19 protein-coding genes, 2 tRNA genes and 1 riboswitch are annotated in these 22,935 nt (G+C 62.6%); of the genes, 16 read left to right on the top strand and 5 right to left on the bottom strand.

From position 1 onward, the window contains the following. Nucleotides 1-193: 193 nt before the first annotated feature. Nucleotides 194-2,458 carry a ribonuclease R gene (rnr, locus tag BN2503_RS13985; protein ID WP_139235331.1) on the bottom strand — a complete coding sequence of 755 codons (2,265 nt, stop codon included), beginning with the start codon at nucleotides 2,456-2,458 and terminating at the stop codon, nucleotides 194-196. A 34-nt stretch (nucleotides 2,459-2,492) separates the two neighbouring features. On the opposite strand from rnr, the gene BN2503_RS13980 reads away from it, so the two are divergent. Beyond that, nucleotides 2,493-2,577, top strand: a tRNA-Leu gene (locus tag BN2503_RS13980). Between the two features lie 163 nt (nucleotides 2,578-2,740). Further along, nucleotides 2,741-2,825, top strand: a tRNA-Leu gene (locus BN2503_RS13975). 163 nt (nucleotides 2,826-2,988) lie between these two features. On the opposite strand, the gene BN2503_RS13970 is transcribed toward BN2503_RS13975, so the two are convergent. Then, nucleotides 2,989-5,652 carry a DUF349 domain-containing protein gene (locus tag BN2503_RS13970; protein ID WP_074930085.1) on the bottom strand — a complete coding sequence of 888 codons (2,664 nt, stop codon included), beginning with the start codon at nucleotides 5,650-5,652 and terminating at the stop codon, nucleotides 2,989-2,991. A gap of 94 nt (nucleotides 5,653-5,746) precedes the next feature. Beyond that, nucleotides 5,747-9,511, bottom strand: coding sequence for a DUF748 domain-containing protein (locus BN2503_RS13965; RefSeq protein ID WP_082366613.1), 3,765 nt, complete (start codon nucleotides 9,509-9,511; stop codon nucleotides 5,747-5,749). A 608-nt stretch (nucleotides 9,512-10,119) separates the two neighbouring features. On the opposite strand from BN2503_RS13965, the gene BN2503_RS13960 reads away from it, so the two are divergent. The 14 genes from BN2503_RS13960 (at nucleotide 10,120) to BN2503_RS13895 (ending at nucleotide 20,992) form a co-directional block, all read left to right on the top strand. Then, complete coding sequence (locus BN2503_RS13960) at nucleotides 10,120-10,953, top strand: lytic transglycosylase domain-containing protein (protein ID WP_054257269.1); 834 nt, start codon at nucleotides 10,120-10,122, stop codon at nucleotides 10,951-10,953. A gap of 33 nt (nucleotides 10,954-10,986) precedes the next feature. Continuing rightward, nucleotides 10,987-11,145: riboswitch (ZMP/ZTP riboswitch) on the top strand. A 35-nt stretch (nucleotides 11,146-11,180) separates the two neighbouring features. Then, nucleotides 11,181-12,425, top strand: coding sequence for a serine hydroxymethyltransferase (gene glyA / locus BN2503_RS13955; RefSeq protein ID WP_054257268.1), 1,245 nt, complete (start codon nucleotides 11,181-11,183; stop codon nucleotides 12,423-12,425). A 12-nt stretch (nucleotides 12,426-12,437) separates the two neighbouring features. Then, complete coding sequence (nrdR, locus tag BN2503_RS13950) at nucleotides 12,438-12,884, top strand: transcriptional regulator NrdR (protein ID WP_054257267.1); 447 nt, start codon at nucleotides 12,438-12,440, stop codon at nucleotides 12,882-12,884. Between the two features lie 513 nt (nucleotides 12,885-13,397). Then, entirely contained in the window at nucleotides 13,398-14,720 is a 1,323-nt protein-coding gene (locus BN2503_RS13945) for an integrase family protein (RefSeq protein WP_054257266.1), read from the top strand. Nucleotides 14,721-14,772: 52 nt separating this feature from the next. Beyond that, nucleotides 14,773-14,952: a type II toxin-antitoxin system HicA family toxin gene (locus BN2503_RS13940; protein WP_054257265.1), complete on the top strand. Its 180-nt coding sequence runs from the start codon at nucleotides 14,773-14,775 to the stop codon at nucleotides 14,950-14,952. Nucleotides 14,953-14,964: 12 nt separating this feature from the next. After that, a complete protein-coding gene (locus BN2503_RS13935; protein ID WP_054257264.1) occupies nucleotides 14,965-15,375 on the top strand; it encodes a type II toxin-antitoxin system HicB family antitoxin in 411 nt (136 codons plus the stop codon). Nucleotides 15,376-15,383: 8 nt separating this feature from the next. After that, nucleotides 15,384-15,713 (top strand): helix-turn-helix domain-containing protein, encoded by a 330-nt coding sequence (locus tag BN2503_RS13930; RefSeq protein ID WP_054257263.1) that lies wholly within the window; start codon nucleotides 15,384-15,386, stop codon nucleotides 15,711-15,713. Nucleotides 15,714-15,818: 105 nt separating this feature from the next. After that, the gene (locus BN2503_RS13925; protein ID WP_139235332.1) at nucleotides 15,819-16,913 is read left to right on the top strand and encodes a hypothetical protein; all 1,095 of its coding nucleotides are present in this window, start codon (nucleotides 15,819-15,821) and stop codon (nucleotides 16,911-16,913) included. Nucleotides 16,914-17,055: 142 nt separating this feature from the next. Continuing rightward, the gene (locus tag BN2503_RS13920; RefSeq protein WP_054257261.1) at nucleotides 17,056-17,265 is read left to right on the top strand and encodes a hypothetical protein; all 210 of its coding nucleotides are present in this window, start codon (nucleotides 17,056-17,058) and stop codon (nucleotides 17,263-17,265) included. 82 nt (nucleotides 17,266-17,347) lie between these two features. Then, nucleotides 17,348-18,271 carry a DUF7146 domain-containing protein gene (locus BN2503_RS13915; RefSeq protein ID WP_158447365.1) on the top strand — a complete coding sequence of 308 codons (924 nt, stop codon included), beginning with the start codon at nucleotides 17,348-17,350 and terminating at the stop codon, nucleotides 18,269-18,271. Continuing rightward, the gene (locus tag BN2503_RS13910; protein WP_082366611.1) at nucleotides 18,268-19,845 is read left to right on the top strand and encodes a YfjI family protein; all 1,578 of its coding nucleotides are present in this window, start codon (nucleotides 18,268-18,270) and stop codon (nucleotides 19,843-19,845) included. Before BN2503_RS13915 ends, BN2503_RS13910 begins: the two co-directional genes overlap by 4 nt. Further along, nucleotides 19,846-20,163 carry a TubC N-terminal docking domain-related protein gene (locus tag BN2503_RS13905; RefSeq protein WP_054257259.1) on the top strand — a complete coding sequence of 106 codons (318 nt, stop codon included), beginning with the start codon at nucleotides 19,846-19,848 and terminating at the stop codon, nucleotides 20,161-20,163. It abuts the gene before it with no gap. Then, nucleotides 20,160-20,585 carry a DUF5681 domain-containing protein gene (locus BN2503_RS13900; RefSeq protein WP_054257258.1) on the top strand — a complete coding sequence of 142 codons (426 nt, stop codon included), beginning with the start codon at nucleotides 20,160-20,162 and terminating at the stop codon, nucleotides 20,583-20,585. The genes BN2503_RS13905 and BN2503_RS13900 overlap by 4 nt, the downstream gene beginning before the upstream one ends. A gap of 185 nt (nucleotides 20,586-20,770) precedes the next feature. After that, a complete protein-coding gene (locus tag BN2503_RS13895; protein ID WP_139235333.1) occupies nucleotides 20,771-20,992 on the top strand; it encodes a hypothetical protein in 222 nt (73 codons plus the stop codon). A gap of 199 nt (nucleotides 20,993-21,191) precedes the next feature. Here the strand turns inward: BN2503_RS13895 and BN2503_RS13890 are convergent, their stop codons facing one another. Together BN2503_RS13890 and BN2503_RS13885 are read right to left on the bottom strand one after the other, a co-directional pair. After that, nucleotides 21,192-21,890 carry a DUF8453 domain-containing protein gene (locus BN2503_RS13890; protein WP_054257256.1) on the bottom strand — a complete coding sequence of 233 codons (699 nt, stop codon included), beginning with the start codon at nucleotides 21,888-21,890 and terminating at the stop codon, nucleotides 21,192-21,194. A gap of 48 nt (nucleotides 21,891-21,938) precedes the next feature. Beyond that, nucleotides 21,939-22,925 (bottom strand): DUF932 domain-containing protein, encoded by a 987-nt coding sequence (locus BN2503_RS13885; RefSeq protein WP_054257255.1) that lies wholly within the window; start codon nucleotides 22,923-22,925, stop codon nucleotides 21,939-21,941. Nucleotides 22,926-22,935 lie beyond the last annotated feature (10 nt).

The following is a 22,935-nucleotide window of genomic DNA, read 5'->3' as shown; positions in this document are numbered from 1 at the left end:
CAGGGCGTCAAATGGGCGTGCCGCTGGCTCATAACGCCGGAATTTGCCGGCGAATCGAGCTGCCATCGTCGCTTCGATCCGCATCGCGAAACTCAACGTGCCTCAGTCAGCTCGGACACGCAGGCGGACTGGGTTTTGCAGACCTTCCCTAGCGCTTAACTGGAAAGCGCTAGCAGCTACTAAAAGATGAGCATCAGCGGCGTGCCTTGCGCGCCTTGCCCTTGGCGGCAGGCTTTTCTGCCTTTGCCGCAGCCTTGCCGTGCCGCTTGGGGCTGGCACGCTCGGCGGGCGCAGGCTTGCGCGCCTCGGGCTGCGCCATCGCCTTGGGCGCCGCACCGCCCTTGCTCCCCTTACCGCCCTTGTCTCGCGCAGAGCGCACGGGCAAGGCGTCCAAGCCTTCCTGCACCAAGCGGAAGTCGATCTTGCGCCCATCCAGATCCACGCGGCTGACCTGCACACGCACGCGTGTGCCCAGCGCATAGCGGATACCCGTGCGCTCGCCGCGCAGCTCCTGGCGGGCCTCGTCGTAGCGGAAATACTCGCCCCCCAGCTCGGTGATATGCACCAGGCCCTCCACGTACAGCGCATCGAGCGTGACGAAGATGCCGAAGCTGGTTACGGCAGAGACCAGGCCGCTGTACTCCTCACCCAGGTGCTCGCGCATGTATTTGCACTTGAGCCAGGCCTCGACGTCGCGGCTGGCCTCGTCGGCGCGGCGCTCGTTGGCGCTGCAGTGCAGGCCAGCGGCCTCCCAGGCCTGGGTCTCGGCCACCGACGCGCCCCCCGCGGCTTTGCGCGGGCGCTGGTGTGGTGCGCTCACGCGCTGTGCCAAGCGCTTGGAGAGCTTGGCATGCGCCTCGCCAGGGGTCGGTAGCATGGGCAGCTGGTAACGCTGCCCCAGCAGGATGGCCTTGATGACGCGGTGCACCAGCAAGTCGGGGTAGCGCCGGATCGGGCTGGTGAAATGCGTGTAGGCCTCGTAGGCCAGGCCGAAGTGACCGCTGTTGATGGGTGTGTAGATGGCCTGCTGCATCGAGCGCAGCAGCATGGTGTGGATCTGCTGGGCGTCAGGCCGCTCCTTGGTGGCCTCGGCAATCGCCTGGAACTCGCCAGGGCGCGGGTCGTCGCTGATCGACAACCCCACGCCCATGGCCTTGAGGTAGCCACGCAGGATGTCCTGCTTTTCCGGTGTCGGCCCCTCATGCACGCGGAACAAGCCGGGCTGCCCCCCCTGGGCGATGAAGTCTGCGCTGCAGACGTTGGCGGCCAGCATGGCCTCCTCAATCAGGCGGTGCGCCTCGGTGCGCGTGCGCGGCACGATCTTCTCGATGCGGCCGTTGTCGTCGCAGACGATCTGCGTCTCCGTGGTCTCGAAGTCCACCGCGCCACGCTGCTGGCGCGCTGCCAGCAGCGCCCGGTACACGTCGGACAGGTTGATCAGGTCCTGCACGCGCTCCTTACGCCGCTGTGCCTCTGGGCCACGCGTATTGGCCAGGATGGCCGCCACCTCGGTATAGGTGAAACGCGCATGGCTGTGCATGACGGCGGGGTAAAACTGGTAGGCCGTGACTTCGCCCTTGCCGCTGACCAGCATGTCGCAGACCATGCACAGGCGATCAACTTCTGGGTTGAGCGAACACAGGCCGTTGCTGAGCTTCTCAGGCAGCATCGGGATGACGCGGCGCGGAAAGTACACGCTGGTGGCGCGGTCATAGGCGTCCACATCAATCGCGCTGCCTGTCTGCACGTAATGGCTCACGTCAGCGATGGCCACCAGCAGGCGCCAGCCTTTGCCGCGCCCCACCTTGGCGGGCTCGCAGTAGACCGCGTCATCGAAGTCGCGCGCATCTTCCCCGTCGATGGTGACGAGCGGGATGTCGGTCAGGTCCACACGGCGCTTCTTGTCCTGCGCGCGCACCTTGTCGGGCAGCCCCTTGGCCTCGGCCAGGCAGGCTTCAGAAAATTCATGCGGCACGCCGTACTTGCGCACGGCAATCTCGATCTCCATGCCGGGATCGTCCACCTCGCCCAGCACCTCGGTGATGCGCCCCACGGGCTGGCCGTACAGGGCCGGTGGCTCGGTCAACTCCACCACCACGACCTGGCCCGTCTTCGCCGTGCCGGTGGCGCCCTTGGGAATCAGCACATCCTGGCCGTAGCGCTTGTCCTCGGGGGCGACCAGCCACACGCCACTCTCCTGCAGCAGGCGGCCAATGATGGGCTGCGCGGGACGCTCCAGGATTTCGACCACGCGCCCCTCGGGGCGCCCGCGACGGTCCTGTCCCACCACGCGCACACGCACGCGGTCCTTGTGCAGCACGGCACGCATTTCGTTGGGGGGGAGATATATGTCGCTGTCGCCGTCATCTCGCACCACGAAGCCATGGCCATCGCGATGCCCCTGCACGCTGCCTTCAATTTCGAGCGCCGAAGTGGCAGAGCGCGTGCGGGAGTTCATTTTTTTGCTATACAATCTGTGTCTTTCCTGAAATGCCCAGGTGGCGGAATTGGTAGACGCACTAGTTTCAGGTACTAGCGGGTAACTCCGTGGAGGTTCGAGTCCTCTCCTGGGCACCAAGTTTAACGAGAACCTGTGAAGGTTTTCGGAAAAAAGGCCACTGCTTCGTCAGTGGCCTTTTTTATGAGAGGGTTGCATGGTGTGACCGCGAAATTTCAAAAAAGTTCGCAAACCGCCAAGCAACGCCAAAAAACACTATATAATTCAAATCTTTCCTGAAATGCCCAGGTGGCGGAATTGGTAGACGCACTAGTTTCAGGTACTAGCGGGTAACTCCGTGGAGGTTCGAGTCCTCTCCTGGGCACCAAATTGAAAAGGCCGTTGCATTCGCAACGGCCTTTTTTCTTTTCTACGGCCTCGGCGCACCACCTTCGCTGCCGCGCCACGCAGGAATGAAAAAAGGGCTGCGAAACGGCAGCCCTTTTTTCATCCGGCCCATGGTGAAAGATCCACAGGCCTTTTTTCCCTCACTACTTGCGCAGCAAGGCCTTCAACACCGATTGCAGACGACGCGCGCTTGCCGCATCGCTGGCACTGGCCAGCACACGCGCAGCATCCTCACCCCAGGTCTGCGCGGGTGCCGGATCATTGCGGCGCGTGAGCAGCTGCAGTTGCAGCGCACGGCGCGCATTGAGCTGGTCTGCGGGCGTCGGTACGTCCGCCGCCATTTCCAGGCGCAGCAAGGCTTCGGCGGCATCGCCCTTTGGCGCCGACGACAACGCCTGCGCCCAGGCATTGCGCACCTGGGCCGTCACGCGACCGCCCAGCTCCTGACCGCTGGGCAACTGGGCCGGGTCACGCTTCTCCCACGCAGCCAGCAACTGGGTAAGCGCCTCGCCATGCGCCTGCGCGGCCAGCTTCTTGAGCGCCAGCTGCGCATGCTCCATGGCTTCACGCTGTGCACGGAAAGCGGCATCGCCCAAGCGCGGACCACGCTCCTCGCGCACCGGGCGGTCACCAAAGCGCCCGCCGCGCTCTGCACGACCATCCTGCCCGCGCAGGGGCGGACGCGCATCCCGGCGCTCGCCGGGGCGACCAGGCCGACTCGGCACGGCAGCGGCTTCGCGCTTCATGCCTGGGCGATCGTCACCACGCACCGCCACCACAGGGCGCGCAGGCGCCGCCTTGGGCGCTACCGGCTCCTGCGGCGCTTCGGTTTCTGTAGCTGCTGGCGCTTGCCCATCCTGGGCTAGAGCCTGTTTTTCCTCAGATGCAGCTGCCTCTGCCTGGTGGCGCAAGGCAGCTTCCAGCGCCTGCATGGCGCTGCGAATCTGCTGCGCATCGCCACTGGCATTGGCGGCTTCCAGCGCCTTGGAGGCGTCCAGCACCGCGCGGTCACGCGCGCTCAGTTCGGTAGCCGCACGCTCACGGTCAGCACTCTTGCGGTTGAAGGCTTCGTCGATAGGCTTACGGAAGGCATCCCAAAGCTTTTGCTCCTGCTTACGGTCCAGGGGGACGGTCTGGGCCTCGGCCTGCCAGCGCTGCTGCAGCGCCTTGATGGCATCGATGCGCAGCTGCGGCGCAGCACCCAGTGCAGTAGCCTCTTCAATCATGGCGTGGCGGCGCACCAGGCTTTCCTTCTGCGCAGCCTCCAGCGGAGCACTGGCCTGGGCAAACGCCTGCTTCCACAACGGCTGCAGCTCGGCAAACACCTTCTCGCCCACATGGCCGCCGTCACGCCAGCGGTCAGCGAACTGGTGCAGTGCGCGATTGAGCGCCTTCCAGTCCGCCGATGCGGCCTCGGACTGGGACTGGGCCCACCCTTTCAGCTCTTCGATCAGCGCAAGGCGCTTGGCCTTGTGCTCGGCGGACTCGGCGCGAATCTTGTCGAGCCAGGCTTCGACCACCTTGTGTGCGGCGTTGCAGGCTTCATCGAACTTGCGCCACAGCGCGTGGTTGGCCGGCCCACCTTGGTCCGCCTGCTTCCACTGCTCGCGCAACTGGCGCAGGGTTTCCTGCATCTTGCGCCCACCCAACGCCTGCCCCTCTGGACGCAACAGCAGGGCCTCTGCCTTGGCGACGAGCTCCTCGCGCACCTGGTCGGCACTCCAACGCTGCCAGCCCTGCAGCTCGCCAGCAGCCACCAGCGCCTGGTGCACTTGCTGCTCGAGCTCCGCGCCAATATGGCGGCCCTGAACCTTCAGCACGGCGCGCAACGCGCCAGCCGCGCCCACACTGGCCTTGCCATGGCCTTCGGCGGTTTCTCTCTCGAGCTTGGCAAGGGCCTCGCGCACTGCCTGCTCGGCTTTCTCGACCACGGCGGGGTCGGTCTTGGGCTTGGGCTGCTTCGCCTCGGCGGCGGCGGCCGTAGCGGCCGCCTCGGTGGGCAGACCGCGCGCCACGCGCAACTCGTCGGCCCACACGGGCACGGGGGGCAGCGGCGCAGCGGCGTCCTGTGCGGCAGCGGCGGTTTGCGCCAGGGCAGACTGAAACGCATCCCACACCACAAGCAGCTGGGTGCGCGAAGCGTCGAGCAGCGGCGGGAAGCGCGCCTCGACGCTGGCCCAGCTCGCATCGCCGGTGAGCTCAGCGGCCTGCTCCTGCCAGCGGCCCACATCGGTGCGCAGCAGTTCAAGCGCCGCCTGGGCATCGAGCCAGGACTTGGTGGAGAGGACTTCGATACGCTGTGCCAGCAGCACGGCGGCCTCGCGCTGCACCTGCACGCGGTGCTGCAGGTCTTCGATCACCTTGATGCGCTCAGCCAGCTGGGTTTTGAGCAAAGACAGCGGCTCGCGCGACAGCGGGGCACCGGCCTTGGCGGCGTCGCGCTGCCAGGCCATGGCATCGGCGATGTTCAGACGCGGCGCTGCGAGCAGGCCCTGCGCCTTTTCCGCCCATTCGGCAGCGATGGCCTCCTGGCCCTTGGCGCGCTTGATTTCATCAATGCGCTCGCGGATGGCGCGGGCGGCGCCCTTGTCGCGCACGCTCAGCTCCTTGAACACCTCCTGCAGTTGCTCGGACGAAGGCTGGGTGGCCAGCCAATCGCGCACGCGCGCGGCGCGCTCGCCCGAGGTGGCGGCCGAGAAGGCGCCACCGGTCAGCGCATCGAGAGGATGCGGCTCAGGGGTCTTGGCCGGGGCCGGGTTCACTTCAGGAGCGTCGGACATTTTGCTGCGGGAAGAAAAAGGAAACATGGATGATTTGAATGGAACAACCCCGGCCAGCGCCTTGAGCGGGCCGGGGTGAAACGCGTATTTTCGCCGGTATTTGCTGCGATTCCCAAACGCCCTACGGCATGGCCAGGGTGAGTTGTGCCCGGGGCGTCCATTTGGCGTCATCCGGCTGGGTATCCACGGCCCCGAGGAACAGGCGGTCCTTGGGCACCTGGTGCTGCGCCAAATAGTCGCGCACCGCCACCCCACGCGCCACCGCCAGCTCGCGCATGGCGTTCTCGGGCACGGGAATGCTTGCGAGCAACAGCGCCTCCATCTCTGACTGAGGCAGGTCCTTGGCCAGACCAATGAGGTTGCGGGGCTTCGGAATATCAGCGCGGCGATAGACTTCCTTGAGCAATGCCGGCACCTCCTCTGGCGTCACAGGCGCTACGTCACCGGGCTCCTGGCCATCGCGCCGTGCCGCGCGACGCTTTTGCGCCAGCAGCATGCCCTGCAACTGCGCCTGCTTCCACCCTTCGCGCTCGCGCTCCAGCTGTGCCTGCCCAACTACCGTCATCGTCAGCGCAGGCCGGTCGGTCAGCGCCTTGGCCACCTTGTCCAGCCCCGCGCGTGCAGCTTCGTCCAGTTGCGCGCTTCCGGGTGCGAAAGCCACCGCGCTCAGGTCGCTGGAGCCGCCCAGTGCGTTGGCCAGAAGTGCGAAAGGCGAGGTTACGGCCTTCATGATGAGATTGCCGATGATCTTGAAGATGACTGGCGCCAGGCGGAACTCGGGGTCATTGAGCGAACCGCTGATCGGCAAATCGAGGTCGATCACGCCGTTGCGGTCCGCCAACAGCGCCGTGGCCAGACGCACCGGCAGGCTTGCCGGCGCGCCCTCGACCGGCTCCCCGAAGGTCAACTGGTTCAGCACCAGCTTGTTGCTGGCGGTCAGCTGGCCATTGGGCTCGATCTTGTAGGCCACGTCCATGCTGAGCTTGCCGCGTTCGATACCGTGGCCGGCGTACTTCACCGTGTAGGGCGACAGCGGAGGTAGCTCCAGGTCACGCATCTTGCCCACGATATCGAGCGCCAAGGGCTGTGCCAGCGGGTTGAGCTTGCCTGTGATCTCTAGCGACGCCGTGCCCTCGGCCCGGCCACGCAGCTCCAGATCGGCCATGGCGGGCACTGCGCCCTGGGCCGGCGGCTCAGAAGAAAATGCGCTCAAACGTCCCGTCAACTCACTCAGGTCGGCCGAATAATTCGGCTTGATGAAATAGTCGGAAAAGCGCACAGCGCCACCGGTCAGCGAGACCGGACCAAACCGCACCACCGCAGCCGGGGCGGCCACAGTCGTAGACACAGGCGCCGATGCCTGCGGCTGCGGTGCCACAGCCGTACTGCCCTGCTTGGGCGCTGCCTTGACCAAATCCTGCAGGTTAATACGCCCGTTTTCCTGCACGATCATGCGCGCGAAAAAGTCGCTGAGCGCGGTTTCCCGTACCTCCACCCGGGTCGCCTGCCCCGGCGCCAAGGCCACATCCACGCCACGCAGGCCCAGCGACTTCCAGCGCAGCAGATCGTTGTCCTGTGCCGTCAGTCGGAGTGGCTGACCATCGTCCTGCACGGCATCTTTACCCTGCGTCAGCAGCACCGAGCGTACCCGCAAGTCGTCCAGCGAGGCATCACCCTGCACCCGGGCCACAGCTCCCTGGGGCTGCTCGGCATAGTGCACGCTGCCCTTGAAGCTGCCGTCGGCGCGTAGCACACGCACGTTCAGCGCATCTGCCACATAGGGCTCGAAGGCATGCAATGGCAACTGGGTTGCCAGCACCTTGCCCTGCGCGCTGACAGGTGCCAGGCCAAGCGTGCCGTCATATTCCAGGCGTCCTGGATCCACGCGTCCCGCGCCAACGCGCGCGGCAAGCTGCAACTGCGCAGGTTTGCTGCCGGGCGGCGCCAGCGGAGCCAAGTTTTCCAGACGTATGCGCAGCCCCGACACATTGAACGCCACGGGCCGCACAGGCAGTGCATCCTGCAGCGCCAGCGAGCCGCCATCCAGGTCAATGGTGCCCAGTTGCACGGACCAGGGCGCGGCCCGTGCAGGTGTCGCCCCAGGCTCCACGGCAGGTGCGGGTGCACGATGCGTCGCCATCCATTGCTGCACCATCCATTGGCCATCCTTGCTGCGCGCCACCAGAGCACGGGGCTGGGTGATGGCGATGCGCTCGACGTTGAGCGACTGGTGCAACAGGTCCAGCCGGGCATTCTCTACACGCAAAGCCTTGACCTCGGCCAAGCTGTCCTTGTTGCGCATCGCCACACCGGCCAGCCCCGCACCAGCACAAACCACCTTGGCGGGGCACGCCAAGGCGATGTCATCCACCGACAGACGCGCCAGGTGCGCGATGACCGCCGGCCCATTCCAAGCAAGTCCCAGGTCGGCATCCAGGCGCCCGCTGACCCGGGGATTCCATTGCTCGGCCACATAGGGGGCAGCAGCTTCCAAAGGAAGCCCACGCACCGAGGCTGCGACCGTCGCCAACTTTTGCCCGGCCTCGCCTTGAAAGTCCAGTGCCGCTCCTTGAAGCTGCGCGGAACCGGCGAACCGCAGTGGCTTTTGCAGCGGCACAGCAATCGCCGAGGCATCTACCCGCAAGGCTTCCAACGCCAGCCTGGCGCCCCCTGCAACAGCGTCGTCGTGCCAATCGACCTGCCCGGAACGCAGCGCCACGCGGTCAACGGCCAATTGCCATCCAGCATCTGCCGGCGCCTTGGGCGCGGGCTTGGCGGCAGGCTGGGGAGCGACACTGGGCGACGATGCCAAACGCTGCCAATTGATTTGTCCATCCTGCGCGCGCCGAGCCAGTACCCGAGGCTCCTCGATATCGACGGAGGCAATGTGTCCCCGCTGGGCCAAGGGCTGCAAGTCAGCAATCTGCACTGCAATCGACCCCACGTCCAGCAGAGGCTGTTGGTGGCTATCGCTCAGGCGCAGCCCCTGAGCCCGCACATGCCCCCGTACATGCACGGCCGCATCGGTTTGCTGCTCAAACGAAAGCGTCAGATCCACGCCGAGCACGCCCGACTGCAAGCGCACGGGCAGACTCTGAGGCAAGTAGCCCAGGTAGGGCGCGAGATCGAAATCCACCAGGCGAACATGCGCTTGCGTCTTGCGGCTGGAAAGAAAAGGCGTGGCCTCAGCCGAGGAATCGAACGCACTGTCATTGAGCTTGAAGGCCAGGCGTGGCTCCACCTTGATTTCGCGCTTGGACGGCAGGCTGCTCAGGAATGGCACGCTCAACGCCAGATCGCGCACTGTATGGGTACGCCCCACGGTGCGATCTTCGAAGTCCACCGCGCCACCACGCACGGCAATGTTGTAAAGAGCGAAGCGCGGCGGCGGCCCAGCAGGCGCGGGATCCGGCTCACCCGGCGGGGCCAAGCGGGCCAAGATGTCGTCGATGTCGTAATGTCCGGGCGACAACTGCGCCAGGCGCAGCACCGGCTGATCGACCTCCAGCGCATCCAACACAGGCGCCAGGCGCAGCAGCGATGCCATGCCGACATCGGCAAGCACACGGGTGACGGTGAACTGCGCCCCCTGCCCATCCGCAGTGGCCACAGCCACGTCATGCACCGTGAGTTGCAGCGACCAGGGTACAAACTCGATACGCCCAATGCGCACGTCCCGCCCCAATGCCTCGCTTGCCAGCTTCTGTCCTTGGCTGCGCAACAAGGGAGGCAACGCCAACCACCCCAGGGCCCACAGCACCAGAACGGCGAGCACGAACCAGACGGTACGCCGCAACCACGCCTTGCTTTTTAGTATGTCCACCAAGCCCGCACTCCCACAGTCCAAAGGCTGGATTGCACCAGATTTTCGAAGGAAGGAGTGCATCAAAGAGAAAGCCCGGTGGCGGGCAATCAGCCAACCACCGGGCTTGACGGCTGGCACAACGGCCTTTGCCATCGATTGGCGGCGAGGGAGGATAAGAGTCCCTCACCAGCCAGGGGGCAAGGTATTGCCCCCAGGGGGTTTGCCGGTGAAGCGCTTCCTTGGCTGCGGGGCACGCGGTGCCCATGGTGCAGGAGGTGTTGCTTCGTTCGGCAAGTGCCTAGAGGTTCCAGGCAGTTTTACCTTAGCAAACTTAGGCGCCGGACTCAAATCACATTGTTTATGGAGACGCCCCTTCCGATTGCATGTGTGTAGCGGGATGACGCCAGAGAAGCCTAAATTTGACTTTTTATACAGTATTTTTATGCAAAATAAATATAAAAAACACAATCGTTAGTGTTGACCTTGCATTTAAAACGCTTCTAGAATCCGCCAGCTTTCCAACAGCTAGTACAAACCCAGCGCTGCCGACCCCGGCTAAGTCAGTTCGCCACTCCCTTCGCGCCAGCGGCGCCCGGGCGAATTCGATGGCGTACCAATCCGAGGCCCGCCCTGCCCCGCCGACCAGTAACGGACGGCCATGGACAGGGGGCCCCACGAAAGGAAGAGCTATGACAGCGTCAGGAAAAGTGATCGCCTCTGTGCGCACGTTCGTGTCTGATGTGACCGACGGTTTTCTTGAAATCACCCATAACAGCTTCGCCCTTTTAGGGTTAGCTGTGGCCTTCGTGGCCCTGACCTTGGTGGCGCGCCCTGACCTGCGCCAAACCGGGGAAGAAGAGCTGCGCAGCTGGCTGCAATCGCGCCAGGCTGCCCTGCTGGCCGCGCCCATTGAACCGGACGCCATTGAGCGCGCCACTGCCACCAATCCTAAGGATCTGCCGAAGGAGCAGGCCACCGTGGCCTATTGGCTGAGTAAGAAATACCGCGTTGCGCCCGAACCGATCGCCGCGCTGGTTTCCGAGGCCTACGAACTAGGCGCGCGCAACAAGCTGGATCCGACATTGATCCTGGCCATCATGGCCATTGAGTCGAGTTTCAATCCCTTCGCCCAAAGCGCCGTGGGTGCCCAGGGGCTGATGCAGGTGATGACCCGCGTGCACCAGGACAAGTACCAGCATTTCGGCGGGCATCTGGCAGCGTTCGATCCGGTAAGCAACCTGCGCGTCGGCGTCACCGTACTCAAGGAGTGCATCGCCCGCGCCGGCTCCCTCGAAGGTGGCCTGCGCTACTACGTGGGCGCCGCCAACCTGGAAGACGACGGCGGATATGCCATCAAGGTTCTGGCCGAACACACGCGCCTACGCCAGGTCGCCGCAGGCCGCCCGGTTCCGACGAACCAGACCCAAGGCCCGATGCTCTCCACCCAGGCTCCAACGCCGGCTCCTGCAGCCACGACCAGCACTTCGGACAAGGTGGCGATGCTGTCGGATTCGGGCCTGTAAGCGGCAGTTGCGTCCGCAGCCTCAGCTACACTAACGCCCGTACGCGACTGGCGATAGGCGCGGCGCCCTGGCAAAGCCGGGCACCGCCGCTGACGTGGAAACCGGCAGGAAGCTTTTCCTGTGACCACTGGGGAGCGTACCGCGCGGGCCATCCACCTTGCAGCGTTTCAGCCGTTCGCCTGGGCAGCCCTTGTTTCTCCAAGGGACTCCAATGCAAAAGGACTGCCATGTACCAACGCAACATTCTTGTCGAACAAACCGACCCCGAACTCTTTGCTGCCATCCAGGCAGAGAACAAGCGTCAGGAAGAGCATATTGAGCTGATCGCCAGCGAGAACTATGCCTCGCCTGCCGTGATGTGGGCCCAAGGCACGCAGCTGACCAACAAGTACGCGGAAGGCTACCCCGGCAAGCGCTACTACGGTGGCTGCGAGCATGTGGACGTAGCCGAACAACTGGCCATCGACCGCGTGAAGAAAATCTTCGGTGCCGACGCCGCCAACGTGCAGCCGCATTGCGGCGCCTCTGCCAACGAGGCCGTGTTCCTGGCTTTCCTCAAGCCCGGTGACACCATCATGGGTATGAGCCTGGCTGAAGGTGGGCACCTCACCCACGGCATGCCATTGAACATGTCGGGCAAGTGGTTCAACGTGGTCTCCTACGGCCTCAACGCCAAGGAAGAAATCGACTACGACGCGATGGAAGCCAAGGCCCGTGAGCACAAGCCCAAGCTGATCGTTGCGGGTGCTTCCGCCTACAGCCTGCACATCGATTTTGAGCGCTTCGCCAAGATCGCCAAGGAAATCGGCGCCATCTTCATGGTGGACATGGCCCACTATGCCGGCCTGATCGCCGCCGGCGTGTACCCCAACCCGGTGCCGCATGCCGACGTGGTGACCTCCACCACACACAAGAGCCTGCGCGGCCCGCGCGGCGGCATCATCTTGATGAAGGCCGAGCACGAAAAGGCCATCAACAGCGCCATCTTCCCGGGCCTGCAAGGCGGCCCGCTGATGCACGTCATCGCCGCCAAGGCCGTGGCCTTCAAGGAAGCGCTGACGCCCGAGTTCAAGGCCTACCAGCAGCAAGTGGTGACCAACGCCCGCATTGTTGCCGAGACCCTCACAGCCCGCGGCCTGCGCATCGTCAGCGGTGGCACGCAAAGCCACGTCATGCTGGTGGATCTGCGCTCCAAGGGCATCACCGGCAAGGAAGCTGAAGCCGTGCTGGGCCAAGCCCACATGACGATCAACAAGAACGCCATCCCGAACGACCCGGAAAAGCCGATGGTGACCAGCGGCATTCGCGTAGGCACACCCGCCATGACCACCCGCGGCTTCAAGGACGAAGAAGCCCGCGCGACCGCACACCTGATCGCTGACGTGCTGGATAACCCACGCGACGAAGCCAACATTGCAGCCGTGCGCGCCAAGGTGCATGCACTGACCAGCCGTTTCCCGGTCTACCGCTGATCCTTACACGCCATGAAGTGCCCGTTCTGCAGCCACCCCGAGACGCAAGTCGTCGAAACCCGCGTGGCAGAGGACGGGGACTTCATCCGGCGACGCCGCCAGTGCAGCGCCTGCGACAAGCGCTTCACCACTTACGAGCGGCCAGACGTGAGCTTTCCGGCCATCGTCAAGAAGGACGGGCGGCGCGTTGAATACGACCGCCGCAAGCTCCAGGGCTCGTTCGCCATCGCACTGCGCAAGCGCCCCGTGAGCACGACGCAGGTCGATTCGGCCATTGAACGCATCGAGGAACGGCTCCTCAACCTGGGCCAGCGCGAAGTCCTGTCCAGTCGCATTGGCGAGCTGGTCATGCGCGAACTGCAGAAGCTCGACAAGGTAGCCTATGTGCGCTACGCCAGCGTGTACCGCAGCTTTGAGGACATCGACGAGTTCAAGACCCTGGTGGACGAAGTGCGCTGAACGCGCATCCGCCACGAATGCGGCGATTTTCGCTGCATATTTGATAGCACTCAGCACCTGAGTCGCAAGGCCTTTGGCCGAATCAAACCAAAAGCGCTGGCGCACGCCAACCACGGCGTGGCGAGGATCGTAACGTGCGGCTAAGGATCGGCAGTGCCGCATTGATGCCCCGCCAATACGCCTGCTCCCGACATGCTTCCGCGTTATCGGCGATATCGATACACCCAAGAAAAGCAAAAAGCCGCACTAGGCGGCTTTTAACTTTTTGGTTTTATTGGAAATTTGGTGCCGGAGAGATGAATCGAACACCCGACCTTCTCATTACGAATGAGGAGATAGGCATATTTGCCCGTGTTGACTGGCGCTGATAGAATCCATAAAAATCAACAGCTTATAGTGATTTTGCTGGATGCAAAAACAGTTGCAGTGTTGATTGAGGTTCAGCATTTTTCAGCAAATAGTCTTACATCCGCCCTTACATCCTGGCCGATGTAAGACTACAAGGGGCACCACATGGCAAAGATTGCATTTACCGCTGCCCGGGTGTCGGGGTTCAAGTGTCCGTCCGATAAGAAGCAGGCTTTCTTATGGGACGCGACCGCGCCGGGACTCGGGCTCAGGGCGACCCCTGCTGGGAAGCCTGCCTACGTGTTCCAAAGCGTTTACCAAGGCAAGGACATTCGCATAACCATTGGAAGCCCTACCGCTTGGCGCATTCCAGAAGCGCAAGCGAAGGCTCGCGAACTTCAACGTCTGATTGATGAGGGCAAAGACCCCCGCGACCTCAAGCGTGACGCTTTGGCCGCCCAGGCCGAAAAACAAGCCGCTGCCGCTGCCAAGGCAGAGGCCGACAAGGCCGCCGCCCTCACCGTGGGAGACCTGTGGCCGCTGTATCTGGAGAATGGCAAGCCCAAGCGCAAGGATGCCTGGAAGCCCCGGTACCGAGCCGACCTTGAAGCAATGGCAGTACCTGGTGGTGAAAAGAAAAAGCGAGGGCAGGGGCTCACAAGGCCGGGGCCGCTGTATCCGCTGCTGGCGCTGCCGCTGGCCGGGGTGAACGAGGACACGCTGAAAAACTGGTACGACCGCGAAGCCGTTTCTGGTAAGCACCAAGCCGCCCGCGCCCTGATGATGTTCCGGGGTTTCCTGCGCTGGTGTGCTGCCCGCCCTGAGTATCGGAGCCTGACAGACCGCGATGCAGGTGGGGCGCCTGCCATTTTGGAGAGCCTGCCGCCGAACACGCGACGCAAAGACGCCTTGGATGGTGCGCAGATTGCAGGCTGGTGGGCAGGCACCGAGCAATTGGGCAACCGCACCGCTGCCGTGTACCTGCGCGCCTTGCTGCTGACTGGTGCCCGTCGTGAAGAAATGGCTGCCCTGCGCTGGCAGGACGTGGATTTTCAATGGCGCAAGCTGACCATTGCCGACAAGGTTGAGGCTACACGCACCATCCCCCTGACACCGTATCTGGCGCAACTGCTGGCAACGCTGCCCAGGGTAGGGCCGTATGTGTTTGCGAGCACGGGCAAGGCAGGGCGCATTACGGATGCCCGCGCATCCCATGCCCAGGTGCTGCAACATGCCCAGGTCAAGCACCTGACGTTTCATGGACTGCGCCGAACTTTCATACGACAGGGTCGCAATATCGCCCCCCTCGGTGTACCAGCGCAAATTGCGGGGCACACTCCGAGCGCTGTTGCGGACGGTTACGCCATTCTTACCATGGATGAATTGCGCCCCCACGCGGAGCGTGTGGAGGCCCATATCCTGAGCCTGGCCGGTGTGCAGTTTGATGCTCAGGCCGAGCCGGGTGCGCTGCGCGTGGTGGCCGGGTAATTCACGCGCCTATGTTTGCATCAATCACCATCGATGTGTATCATACACACAAATGACCAGCGCCGATCTGATACGAGATATGCAGCGTGCCGGGTGGAAGCTTGACCGGGTGAACGGTTCGCACCACATCTTTAAGCATCCGAATCGCTTGGGTATCGTAGTGGTGCCGCACCCCAAGAAAGACTTGGGGCAAGGGCTGGTCAAAGCCATCCGGCGGCATGCCGGTATCTGAGAGGTGACACCCATGCGCTACCCCATTGCCATCGAACCCGGAAACGACACCACCGCGTGGGGTGTTGTCGTGCCTGACCTGCCCGGCTGCTTTTCAGCGGGTGACACGCTGGAAGAGGCCCTGATTCAGGCCGAGGACGCTATCACCGGATGGATTGAGGCAGCCATTGATGACGGGCAGGACATTCCAGCACCGTCGCACATTGAGGCCCTGCGCGCCGCTCGTCCTGAGTTTGAAGGCTGGCTGTGGGCACTGGTGAAGGTTGACCCGGCCATGCTGGATGACACGCTTGAACGGGTGAATATCAGCCTGCCGCGCCGCGTCCTGCACCGCCTGGACGCCCGCGCCCGCAGTGCTGGCGAAACCCGCTCAGGGTTTATTGCCCGCATGGCCGTTGAGGGGCGCGAGGCAGCGCCCGCCTGACTTGCGCCATGACCGACAAACAGCGATTCTCCAGCGTATGGGATGCCATCGAGGACAATCCCGAGAACGCCGCGAGCATGCGTGCTCGCTCGGGTTTGATGATGAGCCTGACGGAAGTTATTCGCCAGCAAGGCATGACCCAGGCACAGGCCGCTGTCTTTTTCGGTGTAACCCAGCCGCGCATATCCGATCTGATGCGGGGCAAGGTCAATCTGTTTTCGCTGGACACTCTGATTGACATGGCTGCCACCGCTGGCATGGGGCCGACCGTCAAGGTTTCCATGCCCCGGGCTGCGCCAGCAAAGCGCCCTGCGCGCAGGGTTGGAGCGCCCACCTGACCTTTTTCGCCTCAGCTAGGCAGGGCCGCAATCCCGATGAAAAGCCAGTTCCTCACGCTGGTCTGCTGGGGCTCCTATTGAGGGGCGGCATCCGCGAGTAATGCAATGACACAACGAAAGTACGACAAAGCCACAGCGCAGGCCATCATGCAATGGGCGTACTCGGATTACCAAGACGACCAGAACAAGCCATACGAAGTTCGGGACGACGGAGTTTATGTAAACGATGTTTTTCGGGACTATTGCCCGCCTGGCACCATCTATGACTGGACGCCAGCCGATTGCATGGACGGGCCAGAATCACCAAATCCGGATACTGCGCCCGCCTTGCCCATTCCATTCACTGCGGCTGACCTTGCAGCGTGCATGTTGGATGGCATCGGCCACAGGATTTGTCAATGTGTCGGCACTCATATCGGCAGCTCCATAGACGAATCCGAGCTCCCAAACTTTCGCCCACGAATGCGCTGGATGCGGGACGCACTTCGAGAGGCCTATGCGCTTGCGGCTGAGGCTCAAAATATCGTGGGCGAGCTTGATCATGCTCAGCAACAGAGCGCACATGATTTGTGTGCTCGCTACAGCGATGCGTATGACCACGCTATCGAGCGCGAGTGTGTCATGGAGCGCGTGGTTGTGAGGACAAAGAGTGACGGAAGCCTAGAGCACGGCGACTTCATCTCACGGGTTGAGTATCTGCGCAGACTCGAACGTGCCAAAGCATCGGTCTCGGATTTGAAAGCGCAAGCGGACTCTGCAAAGGCGCAAGCGGACGACAAACACCGGACGTGGCGCGAGGCCATGGTTCGCCAGTTGTTGAATCCAGAACAGCCAATCGCAAAGACGGTTCTCGAAACAGACAGCTCCAACAATGCAACAGCCTGCGACTTTTCGATGCTGGCAACACGAGAACAACTGATTGAAGCCTTTGGACGCTTCACGGGCCTGGATGCATCTTGGTTCACCAATCTCAAGGACACCCCCGCACTGCTGGCCGCCCGCAAAGTGACCGGACAAGGGGGCCGTGGACATATTGCTGAACCGTTGTTTTGTCCGTTCACGGTTATGCAGTGGCTGGCGGACAGCAAGCGCCGCAAGGGTCGGAAACTGAGCGCAGAAAAAGCATGGGAACTGCTGGAGAAATACTTCCCAAAGGTTTACGACACCCGCTCCGTTGCTGACCCCCGCGCAGGCGATTGACCGGGGCAAAATGACTTACTGGCCGGGGTTCATACCCACTACTGGCCGGGGTTACAGAGTGAGATTCCGCCGGGGTTAATCAAGCGCAGATTACCCCGCCATCGCAATACAGCCATGTTCAACAAACCCCGAGGGTTTACACATGGCCGCAAAGACTGTTCAACTCACCCCGCTGGCGCAGGAAACGCGCACAGCACTGCCTACACCCGAGGCAGCGGGACATCTGAACCGCGCACAACAAACGCTCCGCATTTGGGCGTGCCGCGAGGATGGACCCATTCGCCCCATCCGCATCAATGGGCGCTTGGCCTGGCCTGTGGCGGAACTGCGCCGCGTCCTGGGGGTGGCGTAACTATGGCCGCCGCCATCAACCGCCTCCTGCTCCGGGTCTGGTGCGCAGCGCCTTCTCGCTGGTTTCGCAAGGGGCGCAGCACATGATCGCGCTCAACACCACCAACGAGTTCCTTGGCGCTATCCAGGCAAACTTGGGTTACGCGCCACCGTACCTGGAGCCAGGCCGCTTCTGCCGCTTTGGTCCGCGCAAATCTGGCTGGGCTAAGCTGTTTTCCGATTGCCTCGGGGGGGTGTATGGCGACTACCGCCAGAACCTCAGCAGTCACTGGAGCGCCCGCCAACCACAGCACCAGTCTCCTGCTGAGCTGGCGGCGATGCGCCATCATCTCCACCTGGCCGCCCGGGAGCGCGAAGCAGAACAGCGCGCTCACTGGGTCAAGAACGCCGAGCGCAATGCCGCGTTGTGGGCCGCATCCATTCCGGCTGATGACGCGGTGCGCAGTTACCTGGCCGCACGCGGTTTGGCACAGTGGCCTGTGCCGGCCTGCATCCGTCAGCACCCTGGCCTGGCGTACTGGCACGCGGACGACAACGGCGAGTTGCACATGCTGGGCCGCTACCCCGCGATGCTGACCCCGATCGTGTCTGGCGGCAAGCTGCTGGCCATCCACCGCACCTACCTGGGTGACGGCTGCAAGGCTGATGTGCCCACACCCAAGAAGCTGACGGGAGCAGCCGGGCCATTGGCGGGTGCGTGCATTCCGCTGGCTGCGCCCCATGGTGGCGTTCTTGGTATCGCCGAGGGCATCGAGACCGCCGCAGCCGCATCGCTGGGTTCGGGCTTGCCGGTGGTGGCCGCCTACTGTGCAAACGCGCTGGCAGGGTTCGCCTTACCGCGTGGCATCGAGCGCCTGGTCATCTTTGCGGACCACGACCCCGCAGGTCAACAGGCTGCCGCCACCTTGGCGCAGCGTGCGACCCGGGCCGGACTCACTTCCAAAACATTGACGCCATCGAAACCCGGCAGCGACTGGGCCGACGTTTGGCTGGAGGGTATGCAATGAGCAGCGACTTCAACATCCTGGCCGATGCGGCCGACGACGAAAGCCTGGATAACCACCGCAATGCGCCACGCCCAGACCCAGCCTGCCTCTACGGCCTGGTGGGCGACGTGGCCCGTGCGGGCAGCGAGACCACCGAAGCCAATCCCTATGCAGTGGCGGCAAACTTTATCGCCTTCATGAGCTGCGCAGTGGGCCGTGGGCCATACATGCCCGTGGGCAACACCTGGCACCACACCCGCATGTTCATGCTTCACATTGGCCGCTCAGGACGTGGCCGCAAGGGTGATGCGGTCTCCCTTCTCCGCAGGATCGAACACGCGCTGGAGGCACTGAGCAAAGACGCATCGCCGCAGGTGCACAGCGGTGGGCTATCCAGTCGTGAGGGTCTGGTGTACCTGATCCACGATGGCTACACCGAGGGCAAAGAAGAAGTTCCGGCCATCCTCGATAAGCGCCTGTTGGTGATCGAGAGCGAGTTCGCCAACGTGCTGCATCAAGGCAGGCGTGAGGGCAACACGCTGTCTGCGGCACTGCGCGATGGTTGGGACGGCGTGAGCATGAGGCCAGCCACCAAAAGCAATCGGTTGTGGGCCACTGATCCACATATCGCCATGATCGGCGCGGTGACTCCTTCGGAGCTGCTGGGTTTGATGGCTTCGCGTGAACTCAAGAACGGCTTTGCCAACCGCTTTCTGATGTTCTGGGCCGAGCGCACGAAGATGCTGGCGTTCCCCCGCGCCACACGCCAGGAAGATGTGGACGCCCTTGCCCAGCGCGTGCTGGAGGTGCTGCAGTTCTGTCAGGCAGAGCGCTGGGCAGACAAAGACCATATGCGTGTCGAACTGTCTCAGGACGCCCGCAAGCGATACGAGGTGCTTTACTACGGCGAGCTGAACGACAACTCTGCAGGCGAACGCATCACCGCCTTGATCGAGCGCCGCGCCCCCATGCTGCTGCGCCTGGCGATGTTGTTTGCTCTGTGCGACAAGACCGCCACCGTGGAGGTGCACCACATCAACGCGGCGCTGGCCTGGGTTCGCTACAGCGTGGAATCGGTGAAGTTCATTTTTGCCAGCGCAGCCGACGAAGTGAAGGCCGCAGAAACCACCGAGACGGCGCAGGCGATATTGGCTTTCCTTGCAGAACGCGGTCAGGCCACGCGCTCGGAGTTGTCCAAAGACTGCTTCAAGGGCCACAAGACCAAAGCCATTCTGGACGCCGCCATCGACGAGTTGCTCGCCTGCAATCCGCCGCAGATTGTGGTCGAGACCGTTGCGCGCCCTAAAGGAGCGACCGGAACGCCGATCAAGATCTACAAGCCCGCTGCGAAATCCGCGAAATGTGCGAAACGTGAAGAGCCGCTCGGGTTTGCGGGAGATTCTGTGGTGCGAACTGACAGCGAAACGTGCGAAACGAGCCCGGACGGTGATACCTCATTTCGCACAGTTCGCACGGTTCGCGAAGCGCCCGATGCAGCGCAAGCCCGCACCAATGCACACAGTTCGCTCGTTTCGCACATTTCGCAGTCCACTTTTGAAATGGTGGCGGCCACGTCAGCTGTGGAGGGATTTTGAATGACTCCTTTCACTTTGTACCTGGCGCTGTACCGGTCGGGGCTGCTGATCTCCATAGACGGTGAAAAGCTTCTCGTGACGCCTGCAGACAAGCTCACCGACGAACTGCGCTTGGCCATTCGGCAGCACAAGCCCGAGCTGATCGAGCTACTCCAATCGGCGCACCACACCACCGGCCGCTTGTTGGACTGGGTTGTGGACCTCGACCCCCACACCACTGTAGCCACTGCCATCAGGTTCAGAACAGCGTCCCTAGCGCTCGACCAACAGGCTCCAGCCAACAACCTTCTTGATAAAGCAGGAGAAGAACAAGAATGACCACGCCCCCCAAAAAACGCCCTGGCCGGTGGAAGCCCGGTGAATCAGGCAACCCCGCAGGTCGTACCCCTGGCTCGGGCGAGGTTGCCAAGGTGCGGGCCGCCATTGCGACGCGCATCCCTGAACTGCTCGAAGCCATGATGCAGCGCGCGCTCGACGGTGATGTGGGTGCCGCCCGCCTGTTGTTGGAGCGCACGGTCGCGCCGCTCAAAGCGACTGACATGGCCCAGCCCCTCAACCTGCCCAATGGCACGCTGACCGATCAGGGTCGCGCAGTCATGGCCGCCGTGTCATCGGGCGAGCTGGCTGCAAGCCAGGGCGCTGCCTTGGTGGGCGCTATTGGTGCGCTGGCCAGGGTAGTTGAGTTGGATGAGCTTGCTGCCCGCGTGGCCCAACTGGAGAAACACCATGGCAAGTCTTGACAAGCGCATAACAGTGCTGGAGGCGGTCACTGGCCCCGTGGCAGCACCGCGCATCACTGTCACGTTTGTAAGTCCCACCCGGGGAACTGTCAGTGCGCGGCTTTCGTATGGCCATACCGTACAACGCCTGGATGATGAAACCGAAGGGCAGTTCTTGGCCCGAATCAGCAGACTGGAGGCGACACATGACCAATCTTGAAAAGCGTGTGGCAAAAATGGAGCAGGCGGGAGCCGACGTGGACCTCAAGTCCATGTCCGATGAAGAGCTGCGGGCCTATGCGGCAAAGTGCCCCAGTGGCTCCAGCGAGATGTATGCGGCCGTCCTCGCCCTTGTGGGCCGACGACCGAGTGCATTTCCTGTGGTGCACGACGATCCAGAGCGCCCTTGGGCGCGAAAGCAGGGGTGAGACGTGGCTTCCATCAATACTCGTGTTGCAGGCCTGGAGCGAGCAAGCAGAACGACTGCACGGCGACAGTGGACGGACGCAGAACTCGCTGTTCGCGTGGCCAATATCCTTAACAATCCCGAGTTGGTGAGCCTACATGCGCCATTGATGGGAATCCTGAAAATGGCTGTGGTCGGCGTCCAACAGCGCAGGCGCTGAATTACTCCTGAGAGTTTTCCTGCTGGTTTTCCGTGTGTCGGCCTGATGCCCAACGACGCCGCTGCCGCGCCGCAACACGACGTTCATGTAGTCGATCGCCTGCGGTATAGGCATCAATTTTCAGGCGCTTGCTTCCCTGGGCAAGAGATCGCAGGTCCTCTCGTATTTTTGCCAGATCGTTGGCAATTTTTACCATCGGGTCGCCACCCAAATCGCTTACGTCCTGGTGATCCGCCATGTTGATGGTGTAAGTGTTTTCCTCTCGGGTCGAATCCGCAAAGGACCTCCGCCAGCTCACGCGAACGGAGTACACCTGCTTGCGCACAAGTGGGTATTCCGCAAGGTAGCTGCTCACACCTTGCCCGGGCTTCAGCAGGCTGATGTTTTCAAACGGCACAGCCATTCCCCCGGCTCGCCCCTCTCCATTGATCAACGGGGGCGTGAAATCCACCTTGATGTCGTAGGCTGTGGCATTGCCGGTGTTGTCCACCTTCAGATCGAAATGCCTCATCGACCAGCGGTTTGGGTCGAGGGTGGCAACCACATGGGGCTGCGCGGATGCCTCTGCCATGCGCTTGGTTTCTACTGCCAGCAACTTGGTAACACGCCAAAGAAAAAGCGTCGCAACAGCCGTCACGAGCGTACCCAGAAGCCCGCCAAAGGCTATGAAGGTTGTGATCCAGGTTTGCGAAGAATCCATGCTTCTCCTTATTGAATGCAGGCTTTCAACAGCGATTCAGGCGCCTATCTATTCGGATTCCGTCTGCTCCAAAGCCTGTTGCCACGCCTTTTCCTTGAGCGTTGCTCCGGTTCCAAACCAGGCGCTGTCCAAGCGGTCACCTGACGAAGGCCGAACGTGGTCAACGTAATAGGTCACGGCACTGACGGCACCCCACAAGGTGTTCTTGGCGGTGGGTAAATCTTGACCCGGCGCATGCCGGTAAAACGACATCAGTTGCATCACTTCTTTGCGCTTTTGATCAGAGATTGTTCCTTCCTTCATCTCCTTCTCGCTTTGAAAGAGCGACTGGAAGAACTCCTCTGCAGCACTGTCGGACATCGCCTTGCCCGCCATCGGCGTGAGTTGCAGCTTGAACTTGTCCCACGAGTCATCCATCAGTCCGAGATCTTTTTTGATCTGGTCAGCGTCAAAACGCCGACTGTGGTTGACCTTGATGTTGCGCCTGCTCTCCTTTTTTACATCGTGCACGGCAAAACCCAATGTGTTCTGACACACCACGCGAACGGACGTGAAAGCAATGGTCGTGGCCAGCGACTTGTCGCAAGACGTGGCCAGCAGCACATAGGCGCCCAGCTGGTCTGCTGCGTTACCAGCCACTCCAGCCACCAGACCCGTGCGCGCCAGCGCCCATACCTTGCGCCCACCATCAAGCGCGCCCGCCGTTTCGAGCTTGTAGTGGCGTTCCTCTACCAGGTCTCGGTAGAACTCCAGCACCTCTTTGGGCTGCACCACCTGGTAGTCGCGAGACACCACCGATAGCGCGGCCTGGGTGTCGCTGCGCGCCAGCACAAAGCGGTCGCCCATGACGTGGTTGCGGCCACCCATCTGGTAGCTGACCGGAATCATTTCAATCTCCCAATCCAGCCGCGCGGCTTGGACCCACGTTTCAATGTCCTGATCGGGTGGCAGCGCCTCGCCCAGCCCGTGCCAGGGCCGCTCACCCACATAGGCCATGGCCGGTTTACCGGTGGATTCGTCGAGATCGTGGCTCATCAGTAGTCTC

Origin of the sequence: Paenacidovorax caeni (assembly GCF_001298675.1) — a bacterium.
GTDB classification, from domain to species: domain Bacteria; phylum Pseudomonadota; class Gammaproteobacteria; order Burkholderiales; family Burkholderiaceae_C; genus Paenacidovorax; species Paenacidovorax caeni.
Note: the sequence above shows the minus strand (reverse complement) of the source record. Positions and strands in the feature narration are given on the sequence as shown.